This window comes from Thauera phenolivorans (genome assembly GCF_001696715.1).
GTDB lineage: Bacteria > Pseudomonadota > Gammaproteobacteria > Burkholderiales > Rhodocyclaceae > Thauera > Thauera phenolivorans.
On sequence record NZ_MBFM01000001.1, the window covers coordinates 238,428 to 257,972 of the forward strand.

A 19,545-nucleotide genomic window follows, 5' to 3' on the forward strand; every position below is an offset into this window, starting at 1 on the left:
CGCCGCGGTCAGCCGCGCGCCGCGGCGAGGATCGCGTTGAAGGTGGCGCTCGGGCGCATCACCGCCTTGCACTTGTCGGGATCGGCCGCGTAGTAACCGCCGATGTCGACCCGCTGCCCCTGAACCACGGTGAGCTCCTCGACGATCTTCTGCTCGTTGTCGGCGAGCGCCTTGGCCAGCGGCGCGAAGCGGTCCGCCAGCGCGGCGTCGTCCTGCTGGTCGGCGAGCGCCTGCGCCCAGTACATCGCCAGATAGAACTGGCTGCCGCGGTTGTCGAGCTCACCGGTGCGGCGCGAGGGCGACTTGTTCTCGTCGAGCAGCTTGCCGGTCGCCTCGTCGAGGGTGCGGGCGAGGATCTTCGCGCGCTCGTTGCCGGTCTTGATGCCGAGGTCCTCGAGCGACACCGCCAGCGCGAGGAATTCGCCGAGCGAATCCCAGCGCAGGTGGTTCTCCTCCACCAGCTGCTGCACGTGCTTGGGGGCCGAGCCGCCGGCGCCGGTCTCGTACATGCCGCCACCCGCCATCAGCGGCACGATCGACAGCATCTTGGCCGAGGTGCCCAGCTCCATGATCGGGAACAGGTCGGTGAGGTAATCGCGCAGGATGTTGCCGGTCACCGAGATGGTGTCCAGGCCGCGCGCCACGCGCTCGAGGGTGACGCGCATCGCGCGCACCTGGCTCATGACCTGGATCTCGAGGCCGGTGGTGTCGTGATCCTGAAGGTAGGTCTTCACCTTCTTAATCAGCTCGTTTTCGTGCGGGCGATAGGGGTCGAGCCAGAAGATCGCCGGCATGCCCGAGTTGCGCGCGCGGGTCACGGCGAGCTTGACCCAGTCGCGGATCGGCGCGTCCTTGACCTGGCACATGCGCCAGATGTCGCCGGCTTCCACGTTCTGGCTCAGCAGCACCTCGCCGGTGGCGAGGTCGGTGATGTTGGCGACGCCGGCTTCCGGAATTTCGAAGGTCTTGTCGTGCGAGCCGTATTCCTCCGCCTTCTGCGCCATCAGGCCGACGTTCGGCACCGTGCCCATGGTGCGCGGGTCGAAGTTGCCGTGCCACTTGCAGAAGTTGATCATCTCCTGATAGATGCGGGCGAAGGTAGACTCGGGCATCACCGCCTTGGCGTCGTAGGGCTTCCCATCCGCACCCCACATCTTGCCGCCCTGGCGGATCATCGCCGGCATCGAGGCGTCGACGATGACGTCGCTCGGCGAGTGGAAATTGGTGATGCCCTTGGCCGAATCGACCATCGCCAGCTCCGGGCGGTGCTCGTGGCAGGCGTGGAGGTCGCGGATGATCTCGTCGCGCTTGGACTCGGGCAGCTGCTTGATCTTCTCGTAGAGGTCGACCATGCCGTTGTTGACGTTGATGCCGAGCTCGTCGAACAGCGCGCCGTGCTTCTCGAAGGCGTCCTTGTAGTAGATGCGCACACAGTGGCCGAACACGATCGGGTGCGACACCTTCATCATCGTCGCCTTCACATGCAGCGAGAACAGGATGCCCGCCTCACGGCAATCGTCGAGTTCGCGCTCGTAGAACTCGCACAGCGCCTTCTTGCTCATGAACATCGAGTCGATGATCTCGCCGTCCAGCAGCGCGACCTTGGGCTTGAGGACGATCGACTTGCCCGAGCTGGTGATCAGCTCCATCTTGACGTCGCGCGCGCGGTCGAGCGTCATCGACTTCTCGCCGTGGTAGAAGTCGCCGTGGTGCATGTGCGAGACGTGGGTCTGCGACCACTGCTTCCATTCGCCCATGGAGTGCGGATGCTTCTTGGCGAAGTTCTTCACCGCCGCCGGTGCGCGACGGTCGGAGTTGCCCTCGCGCAGCACGGGGTTGACCGCCGAGCCGAGGCACTTGCCATAGCGGGCCTTGAGCGCCAGCTCCTCGTCGGTCCTGGCATCGGCCGGGTAGTCGGGGATCTTGTAGCCCTTGGACTGCAGCTCCTTGACCGCCGCGACCAGCTGCGGCACCGAAGCGCTGATGTTGGGCAGCTTGATGATGTTGGTGTCCGGGTCCTGGGTCAGGCGGGCCAGCTCGCCCAGGGTGTCGGGCACCTTCTGCTCGTCGCTGAGGTAATCGGAAAACTCGGCCAGGATGCGGGCAGCGACCGAGATGTCCGCCTTCGCGACCTTGACCCCGGCCGGACCGGTGAAGGCGCGCACGACCGGCAGAAACGCACAGGTCGCCAGCAAGGGGGCTTCGTCGGTAAGGGTGTAGATGATGGTCTGCTGCTGCGTTGACATTGAGTTCCCCCTGGTTGTTGTGAGACGTCGGTGTTCGATTGCACACGTGCGCCCGGCGCAGCACTGGGGCAGGCACCGGGCACATTGAAAGGCATTGGAAATGCGGACCGACGGCCCGAGGGGACCGCCTGCCCCGGGGCGCACCCCGGGCGTGGTCACGGCAGAAGCGCCAGCTGCCCGACCTCCGCAGCTTCGGCGACTTCCAATCGACTTTTCAGGTTGCGGATTATAGCGCTGCAGCGCCGCGAGTACGATCGCGGAGCGTGACGTTCCGTCGCCGCGGGTCGGGCTGGCCCCCGGTCGCTCTCGATGCGAAACTAGCCGCAGAGCCCCGCCCGCCACTGGCTGCCGGGACGCCCAGCCCGAAAGGAAGTCCAATGGACGCAATGCCAGGAGAGAACCCGGTCGCGCAGGCAATCGCGCAAGCGCTGATCGACGGCTTCAACACGCACTACCGGATCTTTCGCGAGACCTCGCGCCGCGCGAAGGAACTGTTCGAGGCTGCCGCCTGGCGCGCCCAGCTGGCGGCGGTGCGCACCCGCGTCCAGTTCTACGACGATCGCGTCAACGAGACCGTGACGCGCCTGCGCGAGGAGTTCGACGCCGACGCGCTCGACGACGCGACCTGGCAGCAGGTCAAGCTCCAGTTCATCGGCATGCTCATCAACCACCGCCAGCCGGAACTCGCAGAGACCTTCTTCAACTCGGTGACCACGAAGATCCTGCACCGCAGCTACTTCAACAACGACTACCTGTTCGCCCGTCCGGCGGTGTCGACCGAGTTCATCGAGTCCTACCCGCCGGTGTACTCGAGCTACTACCCGCAGGACGGCGGCCTGCGCGCGACGGTGACCCGGATGATCGAGGATTTCGACTGGCAGCGTCCGTTCGAGAACCTCGAGCGCGACGTCGGCCACGTGCTCCGCGCCGCGCTGGCGCATCTCGGCGGGAGCTGGCCGCAGATGGAGGTGAACTGCCAGCTTCAGGTCTTGTACTCGCCGTTTTATCGCAACAAGACCGCCTACGTGATCGGCAGGGCGGTCAACGGGTATCAGGAACATCCGTTCGCGCTCGCGGTACGCCACACCGCGGCCGGTCGGCTCTATATCGACACCGTGCTGCTCGACCCGTGGCGGATCTCGGTTCTCTTCTCGCTGTCGCGCGCGTACTTCATGGTGGACATGGAGGTGCCATCGGGCTACGTCCGCTTCCTGCGCACGATCATCCCCAACAAGCCGCATTCCGAGCTGTACACGATGCTCGGCCTCGGCAAGCAGGGCAAGACGACCTTCTTCCGCGACCTGCTCGCCCACCTGCGGCACTCGAACGACCAGTTCATCATCGCACCCGGCATCCGCGGTCTGGTGATGCTGGTGTTCACCCTGCCCTCCTACCCCTACGTCTTCAAGATCATCAAGGACGTGTTCGGCAGCTCGAAAAACATGGACCGCGCCACCGTGGAACGCAAGTACCTGCTGGTGAAACATGTCGACCGCGTGGGGCGGATGGCCGACACCCTCGAGTTCTCCTACGCGGCGCTGCCGCTGTCGCGGTTCACCCCCGAGCTGCTCGAGGAGCTCCGCACGCTGGCACCGAGCGCCTTCGTCATCGAGGGCGACCGGGTGATCATCCGCCACCTCTACATCGAGCGGCGCATGACGCCGCTGAACATCCATCTCGAGAGTGCGGACGACGAGGAGCTGGAAGACGCGGTCGTCGAATACGGCAACGCGATCCGCGAACTCGCGATCGCCAACATCTTCCCCGGCGACATGCTGTGGAAGAACTTCGGCGTCACCCGTTACGGCCGCGTCGTGTTCTACGACTACGACGAGATCGAGTACATGACGGACATGAATTTCCGCAGGATCCCGCCGGCGCCCTATGAGGAGATGGAGATGTCGGGCGAGCCCTGGTACTCGGCCGGGCCGATGGATGTGTTCCCGGAGGAGTTCGCCACCTTCCTGCTCGCCTCGACGCGGGTCAGGAAGGTCTTCCTGAAGCATCACCGCGACCTGCTCGATCCGAAGTTCTGGCAGGACACCCAGCAGCGCATCCGCGACGGCCACGTCGAGGACTTCTTTCCCTACCCCCACGAACTGCGCTTCTGTCGGCTGTTTCCCGAAACCGGCTCGACGGACGACACCCAGGCGGCCTGAGCGGGGGGAGGAGCCGGGCAAGCGCAAAAGGGGCGCCACAGGGCGCCCCTTTTGTCGTACCCGCAGTGATCAGACCGCGACGCCGGGATTGCCTTCCATGCCCTTCAGCGTGGGCAGGTTGAGCGGGCGCTGCGACACGACCTTCTGCGCGCGCAGGTAGTTCGCCACCACGTCCCACACCGCCGGGCCGGAATCCTTCGCCTCTTCCGAGACCGGCGCCCAGCCGGCGACCTTGTAGGTCTTGTCCGCCTCGATCGGCTTGCCGTTCAGCATCATGTTGTCGATGCGCTTGCCCATCGCCGCATTCGGGTCGCAGCTGTACTGCAGCCCGCCGACGCGCACCATGTCACCGCCCTGCTGATAATAGGGGTCGGGGTTGAACAGGTTGTCGGCCACGTCCTCGAGCACGGTCTTGATCATCTCCCCGCTCATGTCGGTGAGCGTGGTCCACGGGTAGGTGATCGCGGTCTGGTCGAGCAGGTGCTCCATCGTGATCGTGTCGCCCGGCAGCAGCGAAGTGCCCCAGCGGAAGCCGGGCGAGAAGGCGATCTCGGCATCCTTCTCGGCGAGCAGCGCATCGACGATGAGCTGGTCCCAGGAACCGTTGAAGTTGCCCCTGCGGTAGAGCAGGCCCTCGGTGACGGCGAGCTTCTCGGTGAGCTTCTCGAGGAAGGGCGCGCGCGTATTGTCGATGAAGGCGGCCATCTCCGGATCGGCAGGCAGCAGGTTGGAGAACACCGGCAGCAGCTTGTAGCGGAAGTCCGCGACCTTGCCGTCCTTCACGTCGAAGTCCATCACGCCGAGGAACTTGCCGTTCGAGCCGGCGTTGGTGACCAGGGTCTTGCCGCCCGCGTTCTCGACCACCGTCGGCGCCGGCATGCCGTCGTGGGTGTGGCCGCCGAAGATCGCGTCGATGCCGGTGACCCGGCTGGCGAGCTTGAGGTCGACGTCCATGCCGTTGTGCGAGAGCACGACCACCACCTGGGCGCCATCGGCGCGTGCGGCGTCGACCGCCTGCTGCATGCCCTCCTCCTGGATGCCGAAACTCCAGTCAGGCGTCATCCAGCGCGGGTTGGCGATCGGCGTGTAGGGGAAGGCCTGGCCGACGATGGCGACCGGCACGCCGTTGATGTTCTTGATGACGTAGGGCTTGAAGACCGGATCCTCGAAGTCCGTGGTCTTCACGTTCTGGGCGACGATGTCGATCTTGCCCGCGAAGTCCTGGTCCTCGATCTCCTTGACGCGCTCGGCGCCATAGGTCGATTCCCAGTGCAGGGTCATGACGTCGACGCCGAGCAGCTTGCAGGCGTCGACCATGTCCTGCGCGTCGGTCCACAGCGCGGTGCCCGAGCCCTGCCAGGTATCGCCGCCGTCGAGCAGCAGCGCGCCCGGACGGCTCGCCTTCATCTTCTTGACCAGGGTCGACAGGTGGGCGAAGCCGCCGACCTTGCCGTAGGTCTTCGCCGCCTCGACGAAGTCGAGATAGGTGAAGGCGTGGGCCTCGATGCCGCCCGGCTTGATGCCGTAGTGCTTGAGGAAGGTCTCGCCGACGAGGTGCGGCGCCCGGCCGAGCATGTCGCCGACACCGAGGTTGACGTTGGGTTCGCGGAAATAGATCGGCAGCAGCTGTGCATGGCAATCGGTCATGTGCAGCAGGCTGACGTTGCCGAAGCGCGGCAGCTCGTAGAGCGCTTCGGCGGCCTTCTCGGCGCGCGCGAAGTTCGAATGCAGCGTCATCCCGCTGGCCGCCGCGATGGCGAGCAGCTGCATGAATTCACGACGATTCATCGACATGGGAAATCCCCTCGTAAGGTCGGATGTCTGGATGGAGTGCGTGGGGCGAGGGCCCGCGCGAGATGCAATAAGGGCCCGGGGCCGAGGCCGCGGGCCCTGCGATGCGCCGTCTTCGGGCGCGGCTTACTGGTTGACCGGCGACTGCGGATCGAACAGGTAGGCCATCACGTGACGGATCTGCGCTTCGGTGAGGATGCCGCCGTAGCCGTTGCGCGGCATGTCGCTGCACGCGTTATAGGCCTTGGCGTTCCACAGCTTGCCCCAAGTGTACTTGATCACTTCCTCGGAGGTGCCGCGCAGCTTCGCATAGCCCTCCAGGCTGACCCCGATCGTGCCCTCGGAAACCTCGTTGGGATCCATCGCGTGGCAGTTGTAGCAGCCCCCACCGTTGTTGTCCGGCGTCTTGTCGGTCCAGGTCAGGCCGCGACCGCTGGCCGCGATCTTCTGCCCTTCCTTCCAGTCGCCTCCCGTGTAGTTGCCGTCGCTCGGCCACTGGATCGTCGCCATCTCGGCAGCCTCGAGCCGCTTCATGGTCTCGGCATCAGGCTGCGTCGGGCTCGAGCAGGCCTTCTGCACGGCGTCCTGCTTCTGGCGATCGAGACTGGCGATGCCGTTGGCCTTGAAGGAAGCAAGCATCATCTCTTCGACCTTGGGCTGCAGGTCATCAGCCACAGGGGCAGGCGCCTGTACTGCAGGGGCGGGGGCCTCGACCTTGGCGGGTTCTTCCTTCTTTCCGCAGGCTGCGAGCCCTACGATGGCAGCCGACAGGAGTGCGCTGCGCAGTGCAAATGCAGAATTCATGTTGTCCGCTCCCTTAGCGCTTCACGCCCGGCCACTGGGCCTCGGCACCGTTGCCCTTGCCCGCCATGAACACCGACAGCGCGATGGTCACGTCCGAGGCGAAGATCGGCTCGGCCGTGCGCTGCTGGCGGAAGCAGTCCCACAGGCGATGCTGCATGGTCCAGAACTGCGAGTTCGACACACGGTAGGCGGGCCACGAACCCCAGCCGGCGGCGGCGCCTTCGGGCTTGGTGATGTTGGGCAGCTGGGTGGCGCGGATGCGCTTGCCGTCCTGGCTGTGGCACGACGAGCAGGCGAAGTCCATCGCACCGGTGCGGTAGTAGAAGGCCTGTTCGCCGAGCGCGTACATCTCCTTCATCTTCGGGTGCGAGAGATCGACCGCGATCTTCTCGCCTTTCGACTGCCCGACCACGTAGGCGACGAGCGCGGCCATCTGACGCCGCTCGCCCTGCAGGAACTTGCCGTTGACGATCTCGGCCGGGTCGATGCCCTGCTGCTTCTCCATGCAATACATCAGCCGCGTCTCGAGATCCTGCACCTTGTCGGCATCGGCGAAATAGCGCGGTAGCTGCGCGGCAGCCCCCTGCACCACGCCCGGGCCGAGGCCGAGGTCGCACTGCTCGAGGGTGGCGTTCTTGGGGCCGCGGGCGGTCTTCCAGAGCTCCTCGCCCTCCATCTCGTAGAGTTCGGCCGGGTTGCCGTCTTCCAGCATCGCCCGGTACTCGTCGAAATTGAGGTCTTGCTGGGCGAACACCGCCGGCGACGCGAGCGCGACGCCTGCCCCGATGGCGGCCGCGATCAATTGTTTTCTCATTGTCTCTCCTCCGGGTTGATTCTTCTCCGGTACCGGACCGGGCTGCCGCGTGACGGCCCGCCTCCCCCGCACCTTCGAGCGTCCGCGCGCGCCGACCAGGCGGCGCGCGCGGCGGGCATCAGGAAACCTGCACCTCGTCGGTACGGGTCTCGCCCTTGTTGTCGACCCAGGTGACCGCGACCTTGTCGCCCTTCGCGCCGCCGTTGAACTTGAACGCGAGGTAGGGGTTGGTCGACACCGAGGGGCCGAACTCGGCACTCAGCACGACCTTGTCGTTGTGCTTGGCGGTCAACTCGGTGATGAAGTGTGCCGGAATCAGGGCGCCGGACGAGTCCTTGCGCTGACCGGTTTCCATCACGTGCGACATCAGCACACGAACTTCAGTGACGCCTTCCTTGGCGGCGGCGCGAATACGCATCGGGCTTGCCATATCGATATCTCTCCTTCCGGTTTTCGGTGATCAGCCGCCGCAGCCGCCGAGGGTGACCTTGACTTCCTTCTTGGTCATGTAGAACTTGCCGTCGGCCTTCACCACGGCGAAGACGTTGGAGGTCTGACCCATCTTCACGCGGGTCTGGACATCGGCCGCCGTGCCCTCGGGCAGGGTGAACGAGGCGGCGAGCATGGCCGGGTTCTTCTCGATCATGATCGCGATGTACTCGGTCTTGGGCAGCTTGCTGACCACGCCCACCGGCACCACGGCGCCGTTCTCGGCGATGTCGGGCGCGGTGATCGAGATCTCGGCGCTCTCCGCCGGCTTGCCGGCGCCCACCGCGGCGAGGGCGGCGTCCATGTCCTTCGCGTCGAAGGCGTCCTTGTTCCACGCCGCCTGGGCCATTTCAGGCTTGATCAGGCCGACCGCGGCGAGAAGGCCGAGCATGCCGAGGCTGCCGCCCGCCTTCAGGGTATCCCTGCGTTGATTGTTCATCCCGTCTCTCCTTTTGTGGTGTTACTGCGCTTGCGCGCCTTCCAGAATCCACTGGACGAGTTGCTTGATCTCATCGTCCGTGACGTGGCCTTGCGGCGGCATCGGAACCGCCCCCCAGACACCCTGCCCGCCCGTCTTGACCTTGTCGATCAATCCCGATGCGGCATCGGTCTGTCCGCGATATTTTTCGGCAATCTCATTGTACCCGGGGCCGACGATCCTGTTCGCCACCCCATGGCAGGCCATGCAACCCTTTTCGTTGGCGAGCGCCAATGCAGCAGCCCCGCCCGCCTTCGCCTCGGGCGCGGCCTCCTCGGCCGGCGCGCCGGTGGGCTTGCCGCGCGTCTGGCCGACCGGCCGGTTCTGCTCGGCGAGGTTGCCGTGCGCGTCCTGCGCGTAATCCGGCAGCGCCGACACGATCTCGACTTCCTTCTTGCAATCCTTCATGCAGGCGGCGTTCTTGACGTCGGGCTTGCCGCCGTTGCCGAGGCCGCCCTTGGCCGCCGCCGCGCCCGGCCACATGCCGTGGTCGGTCGTCATGCCGTTGCGGTTGGGCATGCGCTCCTGCACCTCGCGGATGTTCTCGTCGCTGAGCTCGAAGTCGGCGGGCACGATCTCGCCCAGGTTCAACAGGTAGGCGAGGATCGCGTACACCTCGTCGGCCGTGAGGGACTTGGGTGCCGTCCAGGGCATCGCGCGCTGGATGTAGTCGAACAGCGTCGACACCGTCGGCACCTTCATCAGCGTGGTCCGCTGCGGCGAATCGCCGGTCACGAGCGCGGCGACACGGCCGGTCTCGATGTCCTGCGCAGTAGTGCCGCCGACGATCGGGGTGAACACCTCGTTCGATTCGCCGAACACGCCGTGGCAGCTCGCACAGTGGGTCTCCCACAGCTCCATGCCGTCATCGACGTTGCCGCGCCCCTTGGGAAGGCCGACGAAGTCCGGGCGCACATCGATGTCCCAGGCCTTGACCTCGGCCTCGGTCGCCGCACGCCCGATCCCGGGATAGCCCTCGGACGCGCCCGCGGTCCCCGCCGCAAGCCCGGTCGCGCCGGCGACAAGCAGTGCGATCAGCGTCTTAGAGAACCTGGACATTGCTCACCTCCCCGGATTCGACCACCTTCCAGGACTGGATGGCGTTGTTGTGATAGATGGACTTGGTGCCGCGCGCCTTGCGCAGCTGGCCGTAGCCCGGCTGCACGTAACCGCTGTCGTCGACCGCGCGCGACTGCAGGATCGCAGGCTTGCCGTCCCACACCCAGTCGATGTTGAAGCGCGTGATCGCCTTCGACAGCACGGGCGTCTCGAGCCGCGCCTGGCGCCAGTTGATGCCGCCATCGACCGAGACGTCCACCCGGGTGATCTTGCCGCGACCCGACCAGGCCATGCCGGAGACGTTGTAGAAGCCCTTGTCGAGCAGCAGCTGGCCACCCGATGGCGTGGTGATGACCGACTTGCACTCCTGCACCGACGTGTATTGGCGATGCTGCCCGTCCGGCATCAGGTCGATGTAATGCACCGCCTCGTCCTTCGCCCCCCAGGGCTTGTCGCCCACCTCGATTCGGCGCAGCCATTTCACCCAGCTCACGCCCTGCACCCCCGGCACCACCAGGCGCAGCGGATAGCCGTTCTCGGGTCGCAGCATCTCTCCGTTCATGCCATAAGCAACCAGCACCTCGCCCGACTCGATCAATTCCATCGGTATCGTGCGCGTCATCGACGAGCCGTCCGCGCCCTCGGCGAGCACGAAGCGGCCCTTCTTGTAGTCCGCGCCGCACATGTCGAGGATCTCCTTCAGCGGCACGCCGGTGAACTCGGAGCAGGACAGCATGCCGTGGGAGTACTGCACGGTGGGTACCGCGACGTTGCCCCACTCCATGCCGGTATTGGCACCGCACTCGATGAAGTGGATGCGCGACACCGAGGGCAGACGCATGATGTCGTCCATGGTGAACACTGAATTGGTCTTCACCATGCCGTTGATCATCAGGCGGTGCTTCGACGGATCGATGTCGTGCCAGCCCTGGTGGTGGCGCTCGAAGTGCAGGCCGGAGGGCGTGATGATGCCGAACAGGCCCTGCAGCGGGGTGAATGCCACCGACGAACCGCCGACCCGGGTGAGCCCCGGGCTCTCACGGCGCTGCAGGCCGCGCTCGTACTTGGAGGGCATGCCGTAGGGGTTGGCTGCGACCGGCAGGCCGAGCGAGGTCGTCCAGGGCGGCAGCTCGAGGATCGCAGGATCCCCCGCGCTGGCCGCGCGCGCCACGGCGGGTGCGGCCAGCGCTGCGGTCGCCCCCAGAAAAGCCTTGCGCAAAAAATCCCGACGACCGTCCTTGACCGCGGCGATCTGCTCGTCGGTCAGAAAATTCTCCGGCGCCGGCCTGACCCGGCCTGGCCGGGCATTCTTGATTGCCATGCGTACTCCTCCCTCGTTTGCGGCTTTATGCTCGACTGCGGACAAGTTCAGCGTCGCGGAGCGAGATCCTTGCCCAGTCTGAGCAGGCCTTCCCGGTCGGCTGCCGTGCCCTCCTCGCGCGAGGCGATGCTCACGCAGACGGTGCGGCACAGATTGGTGAAATTCGGATCGACGACGCGATAGAAGACCTGGCTACCCTCGCGACGCCGCCCTAGCACGCCAGCGCGATAAAGGAGGTTAAGGTGACGCGAGGCATTCGCCTGGGTCAGGCTCGAACTCGCGACGACGTCGTTCACCGAGCGCTCGCCGTCGCACAGGCAGTGCATGATCTTCAGCCGCGAGGGCTCGGCGAGCAGGCTGAAGTACTCGGCAACCCTTTCGAACACCTTCTCCAACTCGTCCATATCGGCTTCGCTTATGGCTGCATTCTTGATGTGAATCAAATGGTAAACCATACGCGCATATAGTCAACTGCTAATATATGTGCATGGTGCAACCATCTCGCACTCAACGGGCTGCCAAGCGTGGGCATCCGTCACGAACCTCCGACTATGCGAAACGATATACTTCCGCGAGGAGTGCGGATAACCGGCGCACACCGGCCCCGGGCTCCACCCCGAACTGGAAGGAGGGACGGACTCGTGAACTTGAGAAATGCAATCGTCGTGGTCGGGCTGGCCGGCGTCGCGCTTTCGGCGCAGGCGCAGGATCCAAACCTCGCGCGCAACCTGGCGGCGACCTGCGCCAACTGCCATGGCACCAACGGCAACAGCCTCGGCGGCATGGAGACGCTCGCAGGCGAGTCGCAGAAGAAGCTGCTGCAGAAGCTCGATGACTTCAGGACGGGCGAGAAACCGGCGACGATCATGCACCAGATCGTCAAGGGCTATACGCCGGAGCAGCTGGACCTGATCACCGCGTGGTTTGCCGCGCAGGAAGCCGAGGGAGACGAACAAGATGCTGAGTAGACGCGATTTCCTGAAGTCGATGGGCGCCACCGCGGCGTTGGGCACCGTTCCCGGATTCGCCAACGCAGCCGGGAACGGTGCGCGCGGACATGTCGTCGTCATCGGCGGCGGCTACGGCGGCGCCACCGCGGCCAAGTACCTGCGCATGTGGAGCCAGGGCAGCGTAGAGGTCACCCTGATCGAGCGCAACGCGAGCTTCGTCTCCTGCCCGATCTCCAACCTGGTGATCGGCGGCCTCAAGCAGATCGAAGACATCACGGTCAGCTACGCCAACCTGCAATCAAAGTGGGGCGTCAAGCTGGTCACCGACGAGGTCACTGCGATCGATGCCGACAAGCGCACCGTCACTACCGCGAAGAACGGCAGCATCGCCTACGACCGTCTGGTGATGTCGCCCGGCATTTCCTTCATCCCGGGTGCGATCGAGGGACTCGACGGCAACGAGGAACTCGTGCCGCATGCCTGGAAGGCCGGCCCGCAGACCGCCTTGCTGCGCAAGCGGCTCGAGGACATGCCCGACGGCGGCGTGTTCGCGATGCACATTCCGCGCGCGCCCTTCCGTTGCCCGCCGGGCCCCTACGAGCGCGCCTGCCTGGTCGCCAACTATCTGCGCCAGTCCAAGCCGAAGTCTAAGGTGCTGGTGCTCGACGCGAACGGCGAGATCCAGTCGAAGAAGGGGCTGTTCACCAAGGCCTTCGAAGGCTATGGCGAGCTCCTCGAGTACGTTCCGAACAGCACGCTGCGCGCGGTCGATGCCAGGACCCGAACCGCCGAGCTCGAGTTCGACACGATCGAGGCCGACGTGCTCAACGTGCTGCCACCGATGCGTGCCGGCGAGATCGCGATCCAGGCCGGCCTTCCGCTGATCAACGATCGCTGGGTGGATGTCGACTGGCTCACCCTCGAGGCCAAGGGCGTGGCGGGCGTGCATGTACTCGGCGACGCACTGTTCCCTGCGCCGGCAATGCCGAAGTCGGGCCACATGGCGAACCAGCACGGCAAGCTCGCCGCCGCCGCGATCCTCAACCTGCTGCAGGGCATGGCGCCCAATCCGACGCCGGTAGTGATGAACACCTGCTACAGCTTCGTCGATGGCAAGAACGTCATCCACGTCGCCTCGGTGCACCAGTTCGACGCCGCGAGCGGGAAGCCGATGCCGGTCGATGGCGCCGGCGGCCTGTCGCCATCCGCCAACGAGCTCGAAGCGAAGGCCGCGCTGGCATGGGCGAAGAACATCTGGGCGGACATGCTCGCCTGATGAGTCGCACGAGGTGAATCGAACGGGGCCCGGTCGGGCCCCGCTGCTTTTGCGTCGGGCGGGCGCCGATCAGTCGAGTGTGCTGATGTAGGTCGCCACCGCCTTGATCTCGAGTTCGGTCAGTCTCGAGGCGATCGAATGCATGATCGCATTGTCATTGGTGCGCTCGCGCTCGTCGAACGACTTCAGCTGGCGCTCGATGTATTTCGGCACCTGTCCGGCCAGCCGTGGCATCGCCTCCGTGCCGCGGCCCTGTTCGCCGTGGCAGCTGGAGCAGGCCGCGACGCCGGAGAATTCGTTGCCGCGATGGAACACGAAACGGCCCACCGCCGCCAGGTCGGCGTCCTCCACCGCACGCGGCTCGGTCGGCTTGCGCTCGAAGTAAACGCCGAGCGCGAGCATCTCCTCGGGCGTGAGGTCGGCGCTCATATCGACCATCGTGTCGCTCTTGCGCCGGCCCGCCTTGAAATCGGCGAGCTGCTTGGCGATGTACTGGTGATGCTGGCCGGCGAGCCGCGGGTACAGCGAGGAGGAACTCTCGCCGTTCGGGCCGTGGCACAGGGAGCAGCGCCCCGTCGAGATCTCCTCGGCGCGCGCCAGATCGACCTCGGGCGCCCGACCCGCTCCGAGCGCGGTTGCGGGAATCGCCAGCGCCGCCGCGATCGTCAGCGCAACCGTCTGCCATCCGTTCATGTCTCTCCCCTCTTCCCGTTTCCCGACCATTCGCCGAAGCGCATCGCCGTGCGCCATCGGGCGGTCGCGAGATTAGCAAAAGCCACGCCGTTGCGGGGCGTTGCAACACATGCCGGTCACCAGCCCGATTCCCGTATCCAAGGCCCGCGGCCGGCCTGCAACACCTCGCGGACGTAGGGCACGATGGCTGCCGGCAAGGCGTCGCGCGCGAACCAGGCCAGACCATCGCTCTTGTCCGGCTCGCAGATCCGCGCCTCCCCGCCCCATTTGCGGGCACGCACGAAGAAGTCGATCCGGTTGGTATCCGACAGTCGATGGACGACGCCGACCCACTCCAGTTCCTCGACCCCGACCTCGATGCCGACTTCTTCCTGCGCCTCCCGCACCGCCGCCTGACGCACCGACTCGCCCGCCTCGACGTGCCCCCCGGGCAGGCTGTAGAGACCGTCGAAGAAGCCGGTGCCGGCCCGGCGCAACAACAGCACCCTGCCCTCACGCTCGCACAACAGGTGTACCCCGGTCGGGATCCCCGCGCGCCTCATCAGTGCTTGCCGGTGCTGCCGAAGCCCGCCTCGCCGCGCTCGCTCGCGGAAAAATCAGACACCACATTGAAGTCGACCTGGAGCACCGGCACCACCACCAACTGGGCGATGCGCTCCATCGGCTGGATCGTGAAGCTGGCACGGCCGCGGTTCCAGACCGACACGAAGACCTGGCCCTGATAGTCCGAATCGATCAGTCCGACGAGGTTGCCCAGCACGATGCCGTGCTTGTGGCCGAGCCCGGAGCGCGGCAGCACCATCGCGGCCAGGCCGGGATCGGCGAGATGGATCGCCAGCCCGCTCGGCACCAGGGTGGTCTCGCCCGGGTGCAGGACGAGCGGCGCCTCGACACAGGCGCGCAGGTCGAGCCCGGCAGCACCGGCGCTCGCATAGGCGGGCGGATGGGACTTGAGCCGCTCGTCGAGCAGCTTGACGTCGATGCGATGCATGGAGAGACTTCCTCGCTGATTAGCCGCGGCGGGCGGCGAGCATCGCCGCCAGATGATTGACGATGCCGCGCGCGACCACGGCCTTCCCGGCACGCGGCAGGGGGTGGCGGCCTTCATCGTCGAACAGCACCACGGAATTTTCGTCGCCGCCCATGCCGTCGCTGACGAGGTTGCCGACCAGCAGCGGCAGCTTCTTCCGGCGCCGCTTGGTCTCGGCGTAGTCGTCCAGGTTGCGGCTTTCCGCGGCGAAGCCGACGCAGAACGGCGCATCGGCCCGCGCTGCCACCTCGGCCAGGATGTCGGGATTGGGCACGAGCGGGATGCTCATCTCCTCGTCCGACTTCTTGATCTTGTGCGCCGCATAGCTGGCGGGCCGGTAGTCGGCCACCGCGGCGACGCCGATGAACACGTCCGCGCCGGGCAGGGCATCGACCACCGCAGTGCGCATCGCCTGCGCACTCGCCGCCGCCACCCGGCGCACCCCGAGCGGTACCGGCAGCGCGACGTCGCCGCTGACCAGCACGACCTCGGCACCGGCCTGGACGCAGGCACGCGCGAGTGCGTAACCCATCTTGCCCGAGCTGATGTTGGTGATGCCGCGCACCGGGTCGATCGCCTCGAAGGTCGGCCCCGCGGTCATCACCACCTTGCGGCCGGCCAGGCTCTTCGGCACGAAGAAGCCCTCGAGCGACTCCAGCACCTCCTCCGCCTCGAGCATGCGCCCCATACCGACCTCGCCGCAGGCCTGGTCGCCGGCGCCGGGACCGAATACCGTGACCCCGTCGCCACGAATCAGCGCCAGGTTGCGCCGCGTCGGGCCCGCTTCCCACATCTGGCGATTCATCGCCGGCGCCACGATCAGTGGCACGTCGCGCGCGAGACAGAGCGTGGTCAACAGGTCGTCGGCGAGTCCATGCGCGAGGCGCGCGATGAAGTCCGCGGTCGCCGGCGCCACCAGGATCGCGTCCGCGTCCCGACCGAGGTCGATGTGCGCCATGTTGTTCGCCATGCGCGGATCCCACAGGTCGCTCCAAACCGGATTGCCCGACAGCGCCTGGAAGGTCACCGCAGTGACGAAACGCGCGCCCCCCTCGGTCAGCACCACATGCACCTCGGCGCCGGCCTTGCCGAGCAGCCGCACCAGCTCTGCCGCCTTGTAGGCGGCGATGCCTCCGGTGACCCCGAGGACGATTTTCCTGCCTTGCAGTTCGCTCATGACATCATGTAAAAAATGACCTTTGCATTGAATGGCGCTCGTTGCGGTTCGCCGCGCGGGGCACGACGGAGGCAAGGAACATGGCTATCACCGACTGGCCGGAAGAAGAACGTCCGCGCGAGAAGTTGCTCGCGCGTGGTGCCGACGCGCTCAGCGACGCCGAACTGCTGGCGATCTTCCTGCGCGTCGGCGTCCGCGGCCTGAGCGCGGTCGACCTCGCCCGTGGGCTGATCTCGCACTTCGGCAGTCTCACCCGACTGTGCAACGCCGGCGTCGGCGAATTTGCCGCCGTACCCGGCATGGGGCCGGCAAAGTATGCCCAACTGCAGGCGGTGATGGAACTGGCCCGGCGCGCGCTCGGCGAAACCCTGGCCGAACGCGACCTGTTCGACTCGCCCCAGGCCGTGCGCGACTGGCTGCGACTTCGCCTCGGCCACCTGCCCCACGAGAACTTCTGCATCCTGCTGCTCGACGCGCGCCACCGCCTGATCGAAGCGGTCGACCTGTTCCGCGGCACGCTGACCCAGACCAGCGTGTATCCGCGCGAGGTCGTCAAGCTGGCTCTCGCCCGCAATGCCGCGGCGGTCATTCTCGCGCACAATCATCCATCCGGCGCCAGCGAACCGAGCGCGGCCGACGAGACCCTCACCAGCACGCTGAAGGAGGCCCTCGCCCTGATCGACGTGCGCGTGCTCGATCATTTCGTCGTCCCCGCGCACGGAAAACCGGTATCCTTCGCGGAGCGCGGCCTGCTCTGAGAGCGATTCGTCACGCCTTTTCTTCGTTCACACACGGCCCTTGCCAGACCGCCCTACGGCGCGGTATTATCTTGGGCTTTTCGAAATCAGAATTCCCTGGAGCATCGTATGGCTCGCGTCTGCCAAGTGACCGGTAAAGCACCGATGGTGGGAAACAACGTCTCCCACGCTAACAACCGAACGAAGCGCCGCTTCCTGCCGAACCTGCAAAACCGCCGGTTCTGGAGCGAAGCCGAGAACCGCTGGATCCGCCTGCGCGTTTCCAATGCCGGTCTGCGCACGATCGACAAGAAGGGCATCGACGTCGTCGTTGCCGAGCTTCGCGCCCGCGGCGAGAAGCTGTAATCCGCACGAACTGAACGGAGAAGGCCATGGCCAAAGGTATCCGCGAAAAGATCAAGCTGGAATCGACCGCCGGCACGGGTCATTTCTACACGACCTCGAAGAACAAGCGCACCACGCCGCAGAAGCTCGAGTTCAACAAGTACGATCCGGTCGCGCGCAAGCACGTCCTGTACAAGGAAATCAAGCTGAAGTGATGCAAGCGGCGGGCATCGCCCGCCCGGTGCAGCGCCCGCAGCGATGTCGAGCGCAAACGCAAGGCCCTGATTTCGACCAGGCAGCCGCTGCGGGACAGAGAGCTCACGAAAAAAAGGCCTCCGGAACTTCCGGCGGCCTTTTTCTTTTGCGGCTCACGGCGAGCACCAAGGCGCCCGCCGTGCAGGGAAATCAGACCTTCTGGATGTTGGAAGCCTGCTTGCCCTTGGGACCCTGGGTCACATCGAAGGAAACCTTCTCCCCTTCCTTGAGCGTCTTGAAACCTCCCATGGAGATGGCGGAGAAGTGTGCGAACAGATCTTCGCTGCCATCGTCCGGGGTGATGAAGCCGAAGCCTTTCGAATCGTTGAACCACTTAACAGTGCCAGTTGCCATTTCGAACTTATCCTTCAAAGTTACCTGATACGACCGGGGTCCCGGCCCATGCATCGGTGTCGAGTGGAGCTTTGCCGGCACGGCGAACTCAACCTGCAAGCCCCTGACAGGGCCCCGCTTGCGCTCGCCGCCCTTGCGGGCACTGCCGGCGTTCTCTCCCCGCCCGACACACGGCCCGTTTTTTACGCACTTGGCCTTTTACCGTCAACGATTTCCTGCTGCAGTAGTATTCTGCAATGCAGCAAAAATCAGCGACTTACGCCGGTTCAAGACAGGATTCTCCGAGTCCGGGCAAACACTTGAATTCCGCTGCGGCACCGCATCCGTGCTGTTGCAATTTAACCTCTCCGGCCCCATGTTCATCTTCGGCGGGCTTTGTTGCACTCTCGTTCGACTTCTTTAGAATGCTTTCATGAGTACCCGCAAACAAGACGAGTCCGTACTGGAGGCAAAGAGGGCGCGCACCCGTCCGCCTCCCTTATACAAGGTGCTTCTGCTCAATGACGATTACACGCCGATGGATTTCGTGATCATCGTCCTGCAGAAATTTTTTGGCATGGACCGCGAACGCGCCACGCGGGTCATGCTCCAAGTCCACAGAGAGGGCATGGGGGTGTGTGGCGTCTTCCCCAGGGACGTCGCCTCGACCAAGGTAGAGCAGGTCGTATCCTTTGCTCGTCAGCATCAACATCCGCTGGCATGCGTGATGGAGGAGAATTGAATGATCGCGCAAGAGCTTGAAGTTAGCCTGCACATGGCCTTCGTCGAGGCACGGCAGAAGCGTCACGAGTTCATCACCGTCGAGCATCTGTTGCTCGCCCTGCTCGACAATCCGACCGCCGCCGAGGTGCTGCGCGCGTGCGCGGTCAATTTGGACGAGTTGCGGCGCGAACTGACGAATTTCATCGACGAACATACCCCGAAGGTCGAGGGTGGCGAGGAGATCGACACCCAGCCGACGCTCGGCTTCCAGCGCGTGATCCAGCGCGCGATCCTGCATGTGCAGTCCTCGGGCAAGAAGGAAGTGACCGGCGCCAACGTGCTGGTGGCGATCTTCGGCGAAAAGGACTCGCATGCGGTTTATTTCCTGCAGCGCCAGAACGTCTCCCGGCTCGACGTGGTGAATTTCATCTCCCACGGCATCGCCAAGAACCAGCAGGCCGGCGGCCAGCCGCAGGGTCGCGACGGCGAGCAGGCGGGCGATGAGCAGGACGAGAAGCAGGCCGGCGGCCCGCTCGAGAGCTATACCCAGAATCTCAACCAGCAGGCGCTGGTGGGCAAGATCGATCCGCTGATCGGCCGCGAGAAGGAAGTCGAGCGCGTCATCCAGACCCTTTGCCGTCGGCGCAAGAACAACCCCCTGCTGGTCGGCGAGGCTGGCGTGGGCAAGACCGCGATTGCGGAAGGCCTGGCGCATCGCATCGTCCAGGGCCGTGTTCCCGAGGTGCTCGAGGAGGCGGAGGTGTTCGCACTCGACATGGGCGCCCTGCTCGCCGGGACCAAGTACCGAGGCGACTTCGAACAACGCCTGAAGGCGGTGATCAAGCAGCTGGTGGAGAACCCGAAC

General features: G+C 65.4%; 22 protein-coding genes. 8 read left to right on the forward strand and 14 right to left on the reverse strand.

From position 1 onward, the window contains the following. Positions 1–8: 8 nt before the first annotated feature. Positions 9–2,246, reverse strand: coding sequence for an NADP-dependent isocitrate dehydrogenase (locus tag BB334_RS01080; protein WP_068803466.1), 2,238 nt, complete (start codon positions 2,244–2,246; stop codon positions 9–11). Between the two features lie 377 nt (positions 2,247–2,623). Here BB334_RS01080 and aceK point away from each other — a divergent pair, with 377 nt between their 5' ends. Beyond that, entirely contained in the window at positions 2,624–4,405 is a 1,782-nt protein-coding gene (gene aceK / locus BB334_RS01085) for a bifunctional isocitrate dehydrogenase kinase/phosphatase (RefSeq protein ID WP_068803469.1), read from the forward strand. A gap of 69 nt (positions 4,406–4,474) precedes the next feature. On the opposite strand, the gene soxB is transcribed toward aceK, so the two are convergent. From soxB to BB334_RS01125, 8 genes are all read right to left on the reverse strand, one after another. Further along, positions 4,475–6,199, reverse strand: coding sequence for a thiosulfohydrolase SoxB (gene soxB, locus BB334_RS01090; RefSeq protein ID WP_068803471.1), 1,725 nt, complete (start codon positions 6,197–6,199; stop codon positions 4,475–4,477). A 123-nt stretch (positions 6,200–6,322) separates the two neighbouring features. After that, positions 6,323–7,000 carry a sulfur oxidation c-type cytochrome SoxX gene (gene soxX / locus BB334_RS01095; RefSeq protein ID WP_232756621.1) on the reverse strand — a complete coding sequence of 226 codons (678 nt, stop codon included), beginning with the start codon at positions 6,998–7,000 and terminating at the stop codon, positions 6,323–6,325. A gap of 13 nt (positions 7,001–7,013) precedes the next feature. After that, complete coding sequence (gene soxA, locus BB334_RS01100) at positions 7,014–7,814, reverse strand: sulfur oxidation c-type cytochrome SoxA (RefSeq protein WP_068803477.1); 801 nt, start codon at positions 7,812–7,814, stop codon at positions 7,014–7,016. 118 nt (positions 7,815–7,932) lie between these two features. Then, entirely contained in the window at positions 7,933–8,244 is a 312-nt protein-coding gene (gene soxZ / locus BB334_RS01105) for a thiosulfate oxidation carrier complex protein SoxZ (protein ID WP_068803480.1), read from the reverse strand. Between the two features lie 30 nt (positions 8,245–8,274). Then, positions 8,275–8,742: a thiosulfate oxidation carrier protein SoxY gene (soxY, locus tag BB334_RS01110; RefSeq protein ID WP_068803482.1), complete on the reverse strand. Its 468-nt coding sequence runs from the start codon at positions 8,740–8,742 to the stop codon at positions 8,275–8,277. A gap of 21 nt (positions 8,743–8,763) precedes the next feature. Further along, positions 8,764–9,840 carry a c-type cytochrome gene (locus BB334_RS01115; RefSeq protein ID WP_068803484.1) on the reverse strand — a complete coding sequence of 359 codons (1,077 nt, stop codon included), beginning with the start codon at positions 9,838–9,840 and terminating at the stop codon, positions 8,764–8,766. Continuing rightward, positions 9,824–11,161: a sulfite dehydrogenase gene (gene soxC / locus BB334_RS01120; protein ID WP_068803491.1), complete on the reverse strand. Its 1,338-nt coding sequence runs from the start codon at positions 11,159–11,161 to the stop codon at positions 9,824–9,826. The genes BB334_RS01115 and soxC overlap by 17 nt, the downstream gene beginning before the upstream one ends. Before the next feature lie 47 nt (positions 11,162–11,208). After that, the gene (locus BB334_RS01125; RefSeq protein WP_083200220.1) at positions 11,209–11,565 is read right to left on the reverse strand and encodes an ArsR/SmtB family transcription factor; all 357 of its coding nucleotides are present in this window, start codon (positions 11,563–11,565) and stop codon (positions 11,209–11,211) included. A 237-nt stretch (positions 11,566–11,802) separates the two neighbouring features. On the opposite strand from BB334_RS01125, the gene BB334_RS01130 reads away from it, so the two are divergent. Further along, entirely contained in the window at positions 11,803–12,129 is a 327-nt protein-coding gene (locus BB334_RS01130) for a c-type cytochrome (protein WP_068803495.1), read from the forward strand. Then, complete coding sequence (locus BB334_RS01135) at positions 12,119–13,387, forward strand: FCSD flavin-binding domain-containing protein (RefSeq protein WP_068803497.1); 1,269 nt, start codon at positions 12,119–12,121, stop codon at positions 13,385–13,387. Before BB334_RS01130 ends, BB334_RS01135 begins: the two co-directional genes overlap by 11 nt. 69 nt (positions 13,388–13,456) lie before the next feature. Here the strand turns inward: BB334_RS01135 and BB334_RS01140 are convergent, their stop codons facing one another. The 4 genes from BB334_RS01140 to coaBC form a co-directional block, all read right to left on the reverse strand. Then, positions 13,457–14,080 carry a c-type cytochrome gene (locus BB334_RS01140; protein ID WP_068803499.1) on the reverse strand — a complete coding sequence of 208 codons (624 nt, stop codon included), beginning with the start codon at positions 14,078–14,080 and terminating at the stop codon, positions 13,457–13,459. Between the two features lie 116 nt (positions 14,081–14,196). Beyond that, positions 14,197–14,622 carry an NUDIX hydrolase gene (locus BB334_RS01145; RefSeq protein WP_068803501.1) on the reverse strand — a complete coding sequence of 142 codons (426 nt, stop codon included), beginning with the start codon at positions 14,620–14,622 and terminating at the stop codon, positions 14,197–14,199. Then, positions 14,622–15,071 carry a dUTP diphosphatase gene (gene dut, locus BB334_RS01150; RefSeq protein ID WP_068803503.1) on the reverse strand — a complete coding sequence of 150 codons (450 nt, stop codon included), beginning with the start codon at positions 15,069–15,071 and terminating at the stop codon, positions 14,622–14,624. The genes BB334_RS01145 and dut overlap by 1 nt, the downstream gene beginning before the upstream one ends. A 19-nt stretch (positions 15,072–15,090) precedes the next feature. After that, entirely contained in the window at positions 15,091–16,287 is a 1,197-nt protein-coding gene (gene coaBC, locus BB334_RS01155; RefSeq protein WP_068803505.1) for a bifunctional phosphopantothenoylcysteine decarboxylase/phosphopantothenate--cysteine ligase CoaBC, read from the reverse strand. An 80-nt stretch (positions 16,288–16,367) separates the two neighbouring features. On the opposite strand from coaBC, the gene radC reads away from it, so the two are divergent. From radC to rpmG, 3 genes are all read left to right on the forward strand, one after another. After that, entirely contained in the window at positions 16,368–17,045 is a 678-nt protein-coding gene (gene radC / locus BB334_RS01160) for a RadC family protein (protein WP_068803507.1), read from the forward strand. Positions 17,046–17,153: 108 nt separating this feature from the next. Next, entirely contained in the window at positions 17,154–17,390 is a 237-nt protein-coding gene (gene rpmB / locus BB334_RS01165; protein WP_068803509.1) for a 50S ribosomal protein L28, read from the forward strand. A gap of 26 nt (positions 17,391–17,416) precedes the next feature. Then, complete coding sequence (gene rpmG / locus BB334_RS01170) at positions 17,417–17,584, forward strand: 50S ribosomal protein L33 (protein WP_068803511.1); 168 nt, start codon at positions 17,417–17,419, stop codon at positions 17,582–17,584. Between the two features lie 190 nt (positions 17,585–17,774). Here rpmG and BB334_RS01175 read toward each other — a convergent pair whose 3' ends face one another. Beyond that, positions 17,775–17,978, reverse strand: a complete 204-nt coding sequence (locus BB334_RS01175) for a cold-shock protein (protein ID WP_068803513.1) — start codon at positions 17,976–17,978, stop codon at positions 17,775–17,777. Between the two features lie 412 nt (positions 17,979–18,390). Here BB334_RS01175 and clpS point away from each other — a divergent pair, with 412 nt between their 5' ends. Next, positions 18,391–18,699 (forward strand): ATP-dependent Clp protease adapter ClpS, encoded by a 309-nt coding sequence (clpS, locus tag BB334_RS01180; protein ID WP_068803515.1) that lies wholly within the window; start codon positions 18,391–18,393, stop codon positions 18,697–18,699. After that, a partial coding sequence (locus BB334_RS01185) for a Clp protease N-terminal domain-containing protein (RefSeq protein WP_158014340.1) occupies positions 18,700–19,545 on the forward strand: 846 nt, incomplete at its 3' end.